The organism is Sporolactobacillus nakayamae, from assembly GCF_900113325.1.
Classification (GTDB): Bacteria; Bacillota; Bacilli; order Bacillales; family Sporolactobacillaceae; genus Sporolactobacillus; species Sporolactobacillus nakayamae.
Map to the genome: position 1 here is coordinate 1 of NZ_FOOY01000040.1, position 12674 is coordinate 12674.

Consider the following 12674-nt stretch of genomic DNA (forward strand, 5'->3'; position numbering starts at 1 on the left):
GATGACGTGACGGCTGTGCTTCCCTTTCCTGAAGCCTACAGGCACCGTCTGCGCACGACCAACGGGATGGAGCGCCTGAATGAGGAATTCCGCCGCAGGGAGCGCGTCATCCGGATATTCCCCAACCGGGAGTCTGTGATCCGCCTCATGGGTTCTGTCCTCATGGAAATGAATGAAAAATGGCTGGAGGGCCGCCGTTATTTGGACATGACAAATTATGCGGAGTGGAAGGCACAGAAGCTCCAAAAACAGAATCAAAAATCGAAAGTGACATCTATTTACCAAAACTAACGCCCTATTCCAGCTGAGATGAATTTACACATAAAAAAGGACTTGATCATCATTCATCTGGTCGTTTATACTCACACTGCTCCTGCTCGTGTTGTTTCGTGGATATGTTTGGATCAAAGTTCTGCTTATTTGCTTCAGCATCACCTTATGTGCACTCAAGATGTGGCGCTCATACGCTAAGACAATCGCGCTCGGTCAATCAATACTTTATCTATTTATCGTTTTATTTTGCGCACTAGCATTCTAGTGCCGAAACGGCTGAATTCATCAATTGCAGAGAATGAGAAAAACCGGGCTGTGCTTGGCCCTTAAACCATCCTGATTTTTGTGTACGCTCCGATTGCTCGCTTGCCGCGGGCGATCCGAGAGCCTCCTCAGCTTATACCGTAGTGCCTGCGGGGTCTCTCTTGGCTCGCTGTCCCGCAGGCGTCTCGCATCTGCGCGTTTGATGCACTGTCTTTTGCGTGACCAAAAATCACACAATTTCTTTACTTATGAAAAAAGCCTGAGAAACAACGGCATTTAACCGTTATTTCAACGTCCCCAAACTTTCACTTATATTAACTGGTAAGTATGATTTATTTTTCTTATTACCGATTTGCAAAATAGACGATGAAGGTCACTAACGATAAAACAAATAAAATTGAGGGTATCCATGCAAGCTCAGTTCGATCGCAGAAGTCGGATAGTGATGTGTATTTTTCTTTAAATACCAATTGATAAAGAGCCTGAATAGCAAAAGTCATTGACGCACTACTCAACAAAAAAAGAACGCTGATCAGCAAAAGCATATAACATTAGCTCCTCACCATTCGTTTATATCTATTAACTGAAAAAACATTCTCCCTCATTCATTATCTCGGATGGAAATACGATTTTAAAGACATTATGAATGGTCAATGGTGGAAGAAAGTTATGGTTACTGACTTTACCTCTTTTCATTTTCAACAGCCGATTCACTGTCAAATTTAGATAGGAATAAGTTAATGTATGGAGAAAAATTTTTGTTTTCCAGTGAAGAATGACCGTTCAGTTCATAATAATTCACATTTTCTAACACTGGCTTTAGATAGACAAGATTTCTGGCAATAAATTTTTTCTTTAGACGTAGCGTTTTACTCTTTGCATCTTTGTTTTCAATAATTGTTCTAATAATGCCCAACAAGGCATCCGTCATTTCAATTCCAATTTCTTTATTTTTTGGATAAAGACCTGCCTGATTAATATAAAAATGCTCATTTCTATACAGTGAATGGACATTTAATTGCTCTTTTACTCTTTTGGCCAAATCTTCGTTAATGTATTGCGAACATTCTTCGATCATTAGCTTAGCTTCAACCTCTGTAAAATTTCCATAGTGTCTTAATACTCCATACAGCACTCTTTCGGGAATTTTAGCATAAATCATTTTAGAGACAACACCTTTATTAGATAAAAAATGATGTCTAGAAATGTGATCATTTTTTTTAAAAGCTACTACATTAAGTTTTACGTAATCCGGTTTTTGAAAAACAGAACGAATCGCTCTATGCAAAGGGACTTGGCTATCTTTTGAAAAATCAGTGAAATGCAGTCTGAATTTATTTTGTTTTAATTCATTATTTATAGTAACAATATCGTCACATGTATAGTAATTATGCGGCATCAATAGAGCGCCCATCAAGGACACTTGATTTTTATCTTTGCCACTCTCATCAAAAAAAACATCTACTTGTTCACTCATAAATGCCAGTCCCTTAGAAAGGTTAATTTGCATAAAGTTCTTTTTTGTGGTATAAAATAGATGTACCGAAGCTGCTTAACCACGGGCGAGGCCCAATTTTCGTTGGTTAAACGTAAGGTATTTTTTTATTGCCCTTTTTGGCACAGACCCTAAAAGGGGTCTTTATTTAGATACTAACAAAAATGTTCAATATTGCAATAGAGACTTACATACTATAGCATGGGATATTTTAATGTTTATACAAAGAAAAAAATAAAACATAATTACAGTTATCAATATAACGGTGCTGACTATAATTATAAAATAGGACGTTAATTAAAAGGGAAGCCTACGTATTTGTAGACTTCTAATATTTTCAAATTAATTAAGCACTTGTTCACAATGAGATCAATACGCCAGCCTTCTCGAATACTTGGCGAAACCACTGTCAGCAGGCCAGCATTAAAAACTATAAATAAATGATGTATCTACTGGCGCAGGTGTTGTATTACTGGGTTTGGGTATGTATTCATAAAATCTTTGGTCGAAGCACTTTAAGCATCTTGTTGAAGATACAGCAGATAAAGACAAATGACCACACAGGATGCGAAAAAGAGGTCTCTCATCGAATTGGAAATCGATTGAGAAACCTCTAATTTTCTTTAAAAATCAATTTATGGCACATAGAATTACATTAATCGCTTAAAACCCTTGGTATATAAGGGATTCAGCAATTTATTACATCATGCCGCCCATACCGCCAGGACCTGCTGGCATCTGTGGTTCCGGATGATCTTCAGGCTTGTCGGCAACAACCGCTTCAGTCGTCAGCAGCATTGCGGATACGGAAGCTGCGTTTTGCAGTGCGGAACGTGTAACCTTCGTTGGGTCAACGATACCGGAAGCAATCATGTCTACCCATTGATCCTTGGCAGCGTCATAGCCGATGCCAGGTTTCTGGGATTTCAGTTTTTCAACGATGACAGAGCCTTCGAGACCAGCGTTTTCACCGATTTGGCGAACAGGTTCTTCAAGTGCGCGAACGACGATGTTGACACCGGTCTTTTCATCGCCTTCAGCAACAACTGCCTCAACGTTCTTGATCACGTTGGCAAGAGCAGTACCGCCGCCGGCAACGATACCTTCCTGAACAGCGGCACGTGTCGAGTTCAGGGCATCTTCAATGCGCAGCTTACGTTCTTTCAATTCGGTTTCCGTAGCGGCTCCGACTTTGATAACAGCTACGCCGCCGGATAGTTTAGCTAGACGTTCTTGCAGTTTTTCTTTATCGAAATCAGAAGTTGTTTCTTCCAATTGTGCTTTGATTTGGCCAACGCGTGCACCGATTTTGTCGGATTCGCCAGCGCCTTCAACGATCGTCGTGTTGTCTTTAGTCACGATAACTCTCGCAGCTGTTCCGAGTTGATCAATCGTTGTTTCCTTCAATTCAAGGCCAAGATCGCTTGTAACGACCTGTCCACCGGTCAGCACGGCGATGTCTTCAAGCATTGCCTTCCTGCGGTCGCCAAAGCCAGGAGCCTTAACAGCGACAACATTGAACGTGCCGCGCAGTTTGTTCAGTACAAGAGTAGCAAGCGCTTCGCCTTCAACGTCTTCAGCGATGATCAGCATTGCTTTGCCTTGTTGTACCACTTTCTCAAGAACAGGCAGGATTTCTTGGATGTTGCCGATCTTCTTATCAGTAATCAAGATGTATGGATTTTCAAGAACGGCTTCCATTTTGTCCTGATCCGTAACCATGTATGCAGAAGCATAACCGCGATCAAATTGCATACCTTCGACAACATCAAGTTCCGTAACAAAGCCTTTGGATTCTTCAAGTGTAACAACGCCGTCGTTGCCGACCTTTTCCATTGCTTCTGCAATCAGTTCGCCGACTTTTTCATCATCGGCTGAAATAGCGGCAACTTGCGCGATCGACGCTTTGCCTTCGATCGGTTTTGAAATTTCTTTCAAGCCTTCAACAGCAGCTTGAGTTGCTTTTTCAATTCCGCGGCGAATGCCCATCGGGTTTGCGCCTGATGCGACGTTCTTCAATCCTTCACGGATCATCGATTGAGCAAGAACCGTAGCGGTTGTCGTACCGTCACCTGCAACATCGTTCGTCTTGCTTGCAACTTCAGATACAAGACGCGCACCCATGTTTTCGAATTTATCTTCAAGTTCGATTTCTTTCGCGATGGTCACACCGTCATTTGTGATGAGTGGTGAACCGTATTTTTTGTCCAGTACAACGTTACGGCCTTTCGGTCCAAGCGTTACTTTAACCGCATCTGCCAAAACGTCTACGCCGCGAAGCATCGAGCGGCGTGCTTCTTCACCAAATTTAATATCTTTTGCCATTGTGAATTGTCCCTCCTAAATAAATTCGATCTGAGGATCTTCTGGTTAGAAGAACATCGGAAGTTTAGTCAATAACAGCTAGAATGTCGTCCTGACGAACAACGAGATACGTATTGCCGTCATATTTTACTTCAGTACCTGCATATTTTGAAAAGATTACTTTTTCTCCTTCTTTTACATCCAAAGCGATGCGCTCGCCTTTATCGGATACCTTGCCGGCACCAACGGCAATGACGCGGCCTTCCTGCGGTTTTTCCTTTGCGGAATCAGGAAGTACGATACCGCTTGCTGTTGTTTCTTCTTTTTCCTGTGGTTCGATCACAATACGATCACCTAATGGCTTTAACATGTTGAAATACCCTCCTTAAAAATGTTAAGTTAAGTACCTTTGTTAGCACTCAGTTCGCCTGAGTGCTAATCCATTTAATATAATAATCAATTCCAAATGGATTTGCAAGTTTTTAACCTAAAATATATAGGAAACAACAACTGGTGCTAAAAGTGATTAAGAGATAATGACTATCAGCTATGGTAAAATGAGATAGCTACTATTTTGAACCGAGACGTTTATAACACAAATACAATGCCTTCAGCTTTTCACAATTGATCTGAACCTATACTAATTGATATGAGGTGTTTGATTTTGGTTTTACGGTATATCCTGATTGTTCTCGCCTATCTTGCCTGCTTTATTTCCCCGTTAATTCCCGGTTTCCCAAGGCAGGGTACTGCTTATGCTGACACTTATACAGCCGTTTTTTTCACCACTTTAATAATTGTTTCTCTGCTTCTTATTCCCGAACGCAGAATGGAACGCCGTTCGGTTGCTTCCATTGGCGAATCGATCGCGTGGGCGATATGCGGTATTTTTATCCTCTATGTACTTCAGATTGCCGCCACGATTATCAACAGTCTCATTCTCGGCCAACCGCTTGCTTCTGAGCATACACAGAAAATTGTCGACATAACTCGCAATGCGCCACTGTTCATTATAGCGGTCAGCATTATCGGACCGCTGCTGGAAGAAATCGTCTTTCGCAAAATCTTTTTCGGCAGTATGAAAAAGAAAATCGGCTTCTTCTTTGCCGCTCTGATCAGTTCGCTCATTTTCGCAGCTTTTCATTTCGATTTCAGCCACCTGCTCACTTATTTAGCCATCGGATTCTTCCTTTGCTACGCCTACCATAAAACAGGCCGGATCTGGGTCACGATGTTTATGCACGCTGCAATGAATACGATCGTAATCCTGATTAGTCTGAATGTCCGTATGCCAAATACAACCGGCTGGATTCATCTGCTTTTTTAAATACGATTATTAGAGAAAGAGCGGAGATTTTGCTGATGACGCAGCAAGTCTCCGCTCTTCTTTGTCTGTAAAATTTTATTTTTCATCAAGCGCGGTCAGGATCTCCGGACCGTTTTTCGTAATCGCCAATGTGTGTTCGTATTGTGCGGAAAGCGAGCCGTCAATCGTGCGCGCCGTCCAACCGTTGTCATCAACCTTTGAACGCCAGTCGCCGATGTTCAGCATCGGTTCAATCGTGATCGTCATGCCTTCCCTAAGACGGAGACCACGTCCTTGCCGGCCATAGTGCGCGACAGGCGGATCTTCATGCATCGTCGGTCCAATGCCGTGACCGACAAACTCACGAACAACGCTGAGTCCGCGATCTTCGGCGTATTTTTGAATGGCATAGCCGATATCGCCTAAGCGTTTGCCGACTACCGCTTGCTTAATCCCCTCAAAAAGCGACTCTTCTGTTGTCTTCAGCAGATGCTGCGCCTCCTCGGAGATCTCGCCAACCGCATAGCTCCATGCCGAATCAGACATCGCGCCGTTCAGGTTAACGACCATATCAATCGTAACGATGTCGCCGTTTTTCAATGGTTTCTTGTTTGGAAATCCGTGGCAAATTTCATCATTGACCGAAGCACAGGTCGCATATTTATAGCCTTGAAACCCTTTTTCTTCAGGGATCGCGCCATGCTTTTCAAGAAATTCGTTAACAAATTCCTCAATCTCCCAAGTTGTCACTCCGGGACGAATCATTGATTTAATATGCTGGTGCGCCCGGGCAAGCAGCTGACCGGATTTTTTCATCTCAGCAATCTCATTCTGTGATTTTAATTGGATCATTCCTGCATTCCACCTTATCTTTAAAGCACAGCGGCGCCGCGAAGTAACGCGTACGCCGCGTACGTGTTGTTTCTTTATCGCTCCAAGTAGCGCATCTGTATTTTACCACTTAATCAATCAGAATTCCTTTCTTCCATCGAATGATTAAGAAAATAAATGAGCGCCTGTAATTCAACCGTCATATCCACATGACGGACATAAGCATGCGATGGCAAGGAAAGGACAGTAGGAGAAAAATTTAAAAAACCGTGAATGCCCGAGGCGAGTGCCATTTCCGCCGCTTCCTGAGCGTGGGCGACCGGAACAGTCAGGATTGCGGCTGTTATATCGCTATTGTCATCTGTTGCGAGCTCATTCATCGCATAAATCTTGGTGCCGCTGACCTCCGTGCCGATCTTTTTAGGGTCAACGTCGTATGCTTTCACAATCTTAGTATTATTATTCTTTTGAAAGTTATGGTTGAGCAGCGCAGTTCCCAAATGCCCAACACCAATCAGCACGACTTTTGACAGTTCGTCCTGATAAAGCGTTTTTCTCAGAAAATCCATTAAATACTGGGTATCATAGCCATACCCTTTCCTTCCTAGCGCGCCAAAATAGGAAAAGTCTTTACGAATTGTCGTTGAATCAATCTGTAAAAGATCCCCGAACTCCGAAGATGAAATACGCGTTTTCCCTATAGTGACCAAACGTTGCAACGTTCGGTAATAAAGCGGTAGCCGTTCAGCCGTCGCTTGAGGTACATTTTGATTCGCCATGACCGGGTCTCCCCCCATTTTCCAAGACTGTTCTCGTTCATCTAATTTATCTGAGTGTCTCATTTCACTATACTATATTCATTATCACTTTTGTTAAATAGTTCACAATCTAATCTGCATCGAATTCATTTTCCCTATATTTTTCCAGAGCTCGCAGTTGCTGAACAAAAAGCGAATACGCTACAATAAACATATCTATGCTTAGAGTGACACGCAAACGAATTCTTATTTGCCTGTTGCCCGAAATTCAAATTTGATTTCTAAATTCCTTGAGGTGAAGACCAGTGTTGCTCTTGCAAACAAATGAGATCAGTAAATCTTTTATCACCGATCTTGTTCTATCCAATATATCCATAGAAGTAAAGCTCGGTGAACGTGTCGCGCTCGTTGGCCGCAATGGTGCGGGAAAATCAACGCTGTTGAAAATAATTGCCGGTGAAATGAGCGCGGACAGCGGCGAAGTCATTATGCCTAAAGATCGCAAAATGGGCTATCTGCCGCAGAACGCGACACTTAACTCAACACGCGGGATTTACGATGAATTGCTCTCTGTATTTACACCGCTGATTGCGCTTGAAAATAAGATGCGCGCGATGGAGGAACAGATGGCTGATCCCGGCAGCTTCTCGAATCCTAGGGACTATGATCAGCTGCTCAAGACCTATGACACAATGCAGGCAGACTTCCGGGCAAAAGGCGGCTTCACCTACCAGGCGGAAACACGGAGCGTACTGAACGGTTTGAATTTCGGCGGATTTCCCGATGATACACCTGTCAGCAATTTATCCGGGGGACAGAAAACACAGCTCGCACTCGGCAAACTTTTGCTCATTAAACCCGATCTATTGATTCTTGACGAACCAACAAACCATCTTGATATTGAGACACTTTCATGGCTGGAAGGTTATCTGCAACGCTACAGCGGCAGCGTACTTGTCGTGTCCCATGACCGCTACTTTCTCGATAAAGTCGCGACTAAGGTTTATGAGATCGCAAGACATAAAGTTCGTAAATACACCGGTAATTATTCACATTATCTTGACTTGCGGGCGGCAGAATTTGAAAGTGAAATGAAAATGTTTGATAAGCAGCAAAAAGAAGTCGCGAAACTCAAGGATTTTGTTCAAAAAAATATTGTCCGTGCTTCGACAACCAAACGCGCGCAAAGCAGACGTAAACAGCTGGAGAAAATGGAGCTTCTGGACAGGCCGATGGGCGACGCCAAGTCCGCGACCTTTTCGTTCAGCATTGACCAGCAAAGCGGGCGTGACGTGCTTGCGGTTTCTCATCTTGATGTGGGCTACGGCCATCAGGCTCCGATGATTGCTGATCTCAGTTTTCAGATTAGTCGCGGTGATCGTGTTGCGCTTGTCGGACCGAACGGCATTGGCAAATCAACACTCTTAAAAGCGATCGCCGGAGGATCCACCCTACGCTCTGGAGACGTGCGGTTCGGAAGCCAAGTCAGTGCCGGTTATTACGATCAGGAGCAAAAGAGCCTGAATCTCACCAAAACGGTGCTTAATGAGCTATGGGATGATTATCCACTGAAACCGGAAAACGACATACGAACGGTTCTTGGCGGATTCCTTTTCTCAGGAGACGATGCTGCCAAGATTGTCGCCCAGTTAAGCGGCGGTGAGAAGGCGCGACTCATGCTTGCCAAGCTGATGATGCGTCATGACAATTTACTGATTCTTGACGAACCAACCAATCATCTTGACTTAGACAGTAAAGAGGTTTTGGAAGGCGCGCTGATCGACTATCCAGGGACAATTCTCTTTGTCTCCCATGACCGCTATTTTATTAATAATATTGCCAACCGAGTATTCGAGCTTTCACGCGAAGGCATTACAGAGTATCTTGGCGACTATGATTACTACATCGACAAGAAAACAGAGCAGGAACAAATCGCCGAACTAGAAGCTCAACCGGTGACAGCTCAAAACAATGAGGTAATCATCGGAGACGGCAAAGAACAATTTTTAAAAGAAAAAGAGCAGAAAAAGAAAAAACGTCAGCTTACTCGATTTATCGAACAAACCGAATCAGACATCAGTTCCTTGGAAAAGCAGATCGATAGCGATCAACAATCTCTTCTCTTGCCTGAAGTCTTTAATGATACGAAAAAATCAAGGGATATTCAGGTGCAGCTTGAGCAAGAAGAGGCTCATCTCGCAAAACTGATGGAGGATTGGGAAACCGCTCAACTTGAACTTGATGATTTTGATTAAGAACGGTTATCCACAAAATCTGCCCACATATCCACAGATGCGCATAGTTATCCCCAATTTATTCAGTTGATTAAGGCACTTATTCACAGAATATGTGAATAAGTGCCTTGATTCGTTTATGCGTCGAAACATTATGCACATGTGGATAACATTTCTTTTCCATTCAAATGATCAAGTGGTTCTGTGGACAAACAAAAAGGAACGGAGAGCGGACAACATTCCGCACATCCGTTCCTTTTTGTTATTTATTAATCAAAAATCTTCTATGGATAAGTTTGCTTTCCCATTTAAAGACAAGTCCGCTCGCATACCTTTCAAAAATCCGATCGTGCCCGATGCCGCGATCATCGCCGCATTGTCCGTGCACAAAGAAAGCGGTGGAATGATCAACGGAATGCCTCGTGTACTCGCTGCTTTTTCGATCTCAGATCTAATCTTGCTGTTCGCCGAGACACCACCCGCAACAAGAATTTGTTTTGCATGGACACGTTCAGCCGCAATCATCGTTTTCTTGACAAGTACATCACTGACGCTTTGCTGAAAGCTGGCTGCGATATCTGCAGGGTTAAGTTCATGCCCGCGTTGCTTTTCATTATGAATATAGTTGATGACAGCAGATTTCAACCCGCTAAAGCTAAAATCGAGCGACCCTTCTTCGAGCCATGCTCGTGGAAAATCAATGACAGGTGCCCCTTCCTTTGCCAGATGGTCGATTTCCGGGCCACCAGGGTACGGCAACCCAAGGGTCCGTGCCACTTTATCGAACGCTTCTCCAGCCGCGTCGTCGCGCGTTGTACCGATAACTTCATACGAGCCATGTTCTTTCATGTAGACAAGCTCAGTATGGCCTCCTGATACCACAAGTGCGATTAATGGAAACTTAAGTTCATGAACAAATCGATTCGCATAAATATGACCGGTAATATGGTGAACCGGAACCAGTGGAAGGTCATGTGCATACGCCAAGGCCTTTGCTCCGTTCACACCGACAAGCAATGCTCCAATCAGCCCAGGCCCCTGCGTCACTGCAATTGCGTCCAGGTCCTTCCATTCCAAACCGGACTTGTTCATGGCTTCCTCACAGACAACCGTTATCTGATCCACATGATGGCGTGAGGCTACTTCAGGAACAACCCCCCCAAACCGCCGATGAATATCAATCTGAGTAGCAACAGCGTTTGAGCGGATCACGGTTCCATTCTCTACCACAGCCGCTGCGGTTTCATCGCAACTTGTTTCTATTGCCAAGATCATTGTATTTTGATTCACATCTATTTTCATAGTCTCACCCACATGACAAGCGCATCTTCCCCATTATTTGAATAGTAGTTCTTGCGGATACCGCCATTGCGAAAGCCCACCTTACGATAGAGGTTTTGCGCGATCGCGTTGCTCACTCTTACCTCCAAGCTCATCGAGTGCGCATGCCGCGAGATTGCATAGAGCATTACCTGGCGCAAAAGTGATTCACCAACCTTCAAGCCGCGATAACCGTCGAGTACTGCCAAGTTGGTGATATGGGCTTCGTCAACGATGACCCACACGCCGCAGTAACCGATTATTTTTTCGGCAAGCTCCGCGACAAAATATGTGGCAAACTGATTGGTGTTAATCTCATTTTCAAATGCCTGCCTAGACCACGGAACATCGAAGGCGCTGCACTCCACGACCATAACCTGATCTATATCCTCCGCGGTCATCGCTCGAATAATTACTGAACCTAGCTCCGGCATGTTTATCGCTCCTGTTTGGCCAGCCACTTCGCTTCTGCCTCAGCTAAGCGAAGGTACACCGGCAGAAAATGGTGAATATCTGAAACCGGTTCTTTTTGTGCGCCAATTCGCGCAAGTTCTGCGGCTCTCGGAACATTTTGAGTGCTTTCACCAAGCGTCGCGTACGACTCCGAACATAGCAGATCACACCATTTTTCCATATCATTACTTAAAAAAAGCACAGGTTTATCCAGTTTACGAAGCTCAGTAATCCAATCTTTAATCATCAACAACTGGTCCGGAGCTGTTCGGACAATTTCCCGGCCCTTGTTTTCATAGAGGCCGGCAAATACTTGCCCACGCCGCGCATCAAAGAACGGCGCGATATAGCCGTCAAATCCGCGTCCGTTCTGGGCAACGACTTCTAGGCTGGATACCCCGACCAATTCCTTCTTCAAAGTCCAGGCCATCATCTTGGCGATCGTCGTACCAATGCGCAGACCTGTATAAGAACCTGGTCCTTCAGCGACGACAATACGGTCGAGGTCCGCCGGCTTCAGTCCAACGGCATTGAGTATCTGCGCAATAGCAGGCATCAACCGCTCCGAATGATTTTTGCGGCTGTTTGTCGTTAATTCGCCAAGCACTTTCCGCCCCGTCGTCACGGCAACACCCATTACTAAATTAGATGAATCAATCGCTAGCACGTTCATCGTTCGATATCTCCTCATTTATACGCTCAGACCTGTCTCCACTTGTCTTGCACGTGATCGTTCGCTCGTGCTCGCCTGCACGCTCAATAACTACGGACAAGACATCATCCGGTAGCCATGATGGAATATTTTCGGCCCACTCGATCACAGTTACCCCATCCTGTTCAAAATAATCGTCAATACCAATATCTTCCTCGTCGCTAATCCGGTACACATCCATATGGTAAAGGGGCAAACGCCCGCTATGATATTCCTTAACAATAGTAAAAGTCGGACTATTAACCATCTCATGAATGCCAAGTCCCTTGGCGAGACCTTTGGTAAAAATAGTCTTACCCGCTCCGAGATCCCCCGATAAAGTCAAAACATCGCCCGGTTGTAAATAAGCAGCCATTCGTTCTGAAAAATGCATGGTTTCTTCAGGAGAAGATGTGGTCCACTGATGCATAACATTCACCTTTTCATTGGTTTTATGCCAAAATAACAATTTTGATAAGTACTGGCAACATGACCCAAATATACTTTAAGTGTACCATAATTGCGCAACAAATTCTTTTTTCACTTCCGGTGGGCTCTGTCATATTTCGAGACACATTATACGAAATGTTGCGCAGTAAAGACGAAGCGCGCAGCAAATTCGTTACGAGTTTGGGCTCGTTCGTTACGATTTTTTCGCGGTTCGTTACGAGTTTGGGAATTCGCTACTACTTTCGATGAGTTCGTTACGATTTTGAGCTCTTTCGTTACGATTTTTTCGTGGTTC

12 protein-coding genes are annotated in these 12674 nt (G+C 44.3%); 3 read left to right on the forward strand and 9 right to left on the reverse strand.

Features of this window, described 5'->3' with window-relative positions:
* The coding region (locus tag BM003_RS17005) for a transposase (protein WP_177184813.1) at window positions 1-291 on the forward strand (291 nt) is incomplete at its 5' end.
* Between the two features lie 928 nt (window positions 292-1219).
* Here BM003_RS17005 and BM003_RS17015 read toward each other — a convergent pair.
* The 3 genes from BM003_RS17015 to groES all read right to left on the reverse strand — a co-directional run bounded on the left by BM003_RS17015 (window position 1220) and on the right by groES (window position 4706).
* Window positions 1220-2014 carry a hypothetical protein gene (locus BM003_RS17015; RefSeq protein WP_093674817.1) on the reverse strand — a complete coding sequence of 265 codons (795 nt, stop codon included), beginning with the start codon at window positions 2012-2014 and terminating at the stop codon, window positions 1220-1222.
* A gap of 717 nt (window positions 2015-2731) precedes the next feature.
* On the reverse strand, window positions 2732-4357 hold the full coding sequence (groL, locus tag BM003_RS17020; protein ID WP_093674818.1) for a chaperonin GroEL: 1626 nt from the start codon (window positions 4355-4357) through the stop codon (window positions 2732-2734).
* A gap of 64 nt (window positions 4358-4421) precedes the next feature.
* A complete protein-coding gene (groES, locus tag BM003_RS17025) occupies window positions 4422-4706 on the reverse strand; it encodes a co-chaperone GroES (protein WP_093674819.1) in 285 nt (94 codons plus the stop codon).
* A gap of 294 nt (window positions 4707-5000) precedes the next feature.
* Between groES and BM003_RS17030 the strand changes: the two genes are divergently transcribed.
* Window positions 5001-5663 carry a CPBP family intramembrane glutamic endopeptidase gene (locus BM003_RS17030; protein WP_093674820.1) on the forward strand — a complete coding sequence of 221 codons (663 nt, stop codon included), beginning with the start codon at window positions 5001-5003 and terminating at the stop codon, window positions 5661-5663.
* 75 nt (window positions 5664-5738) lie between these two features.
* Here the strand turns inward: BM003_RS17030 and map are convergent, their stop codons facing one another.
* Window positions 5739-6494, reverse strand: a complete 756-nt coding sequence (gene map, locus BM003_RS17035) for a type I methionyl aminopeptidase (protein ID WP_093674821.1) — start codon at window positions 6492-6494, stop codon at window positions 5739-5741.
* A gap of 113 nt (window positions 6495-6607) precedes the next feature.
* The gene (locus tag BM003_RS17040; RefSeq protein ID WP_093674822.1) at window positions 6608-7252 is read right to left on the reverse strand and encodes a redox-sensing transcriptional repressor Rex; all 645 of its coding nucleotides are present in this window, start codon (window positions 7250-7252) and stop codon (window positions 6608-6610) included.
* A gap of 284 nt (window positions 7253-7536) precedes the next feature.
* Here BM003_RS17040 and BM003_RS17045 point away from each other — a divergent pair, with 284 nt between their 5' ends.
* The gene (locus tag BM003_RS17045) at window positions 7537-9486 is read left to right on the forward strand and encodes an ABC-F family ATP-binding cassette domain-containing protein (protein WP_093674823.1); all 1950 of its coding nucleotides are present in this window, start codon (window positions 7537-7539) and stop codon (window positions 9484-9486) included.
* A 252-nt stretch (window positions 9487-9738) separates the two neighbouring features.
* Here BM003_RS17045 and tsaD read toward each other — a convergent pair whose 3' ends face one another.
* The 4 genes from tsaD to tsaE are packed head-to-tail and all read right to left on the reverse strand — an operon-like array spanning window position 9739 to window position 12359.
* Window positions 9739-10755, reverse strand: coding sequence for a tRNA (adenosine(37)-N6)-threonylcarbamoyltransferase complex transferase subunit TsaD (gene tsaD / locus BM003_RS17050; RefSeq protein ID WP_177184857.1), 1017 nt, complete (start codon window positions 10753-10755; stop codon window positions 9739-9741).
* 8 nt (window positions 10756-10763) lie between these two features.
* Window positions 10764-11219, reverse strand: a complete 456-nt coding sequence (gene rimI / locus BM003_RS17055) for a ribosomal protein S18-alanine N-acetyltransferase (RefSeq protein WP_177184856.1) — start codon at window positions 11217-11219, stop codon at window positions 10764-10766.
* Between the two features lie 2 nt (window positions 11220-11221).
* Window positions 11222-11911 carry a tRNA (adenosine(37)-N6)-threonylcarbamoyltransferase complex dimerization subunit type 1 TsaB gene (gene tsaB / locus BM003_RS17060; RefSeq protein ID WP_093674826.1) on the reverse strand — a complete coding sequence of 230 codons (690 nt, stop codon included), beginning with the start codon at window positions 11909-11911 and terminating at the stop codon, window positions 11222-11224.
* Complete coding sequence (tsaE, locus tag BM003_RS17065; RefSeq protein WP_093674827.1) at window positions 11892-12359, reverse strand: tRNA (adenosine(37)-N6)-threonylcarbamoyltransferase complex ATPase subunit type 1 TsaE; 468 nt, start codon at window positions 12357-12359, stop codon at window positions 11892-11894. The genes tsaB and tsaE overlap by 20 nt, the downstream gene beginning before the upstream one ends.
* Window positions 12360-12674: the final 315 nt, after the last annotated feature.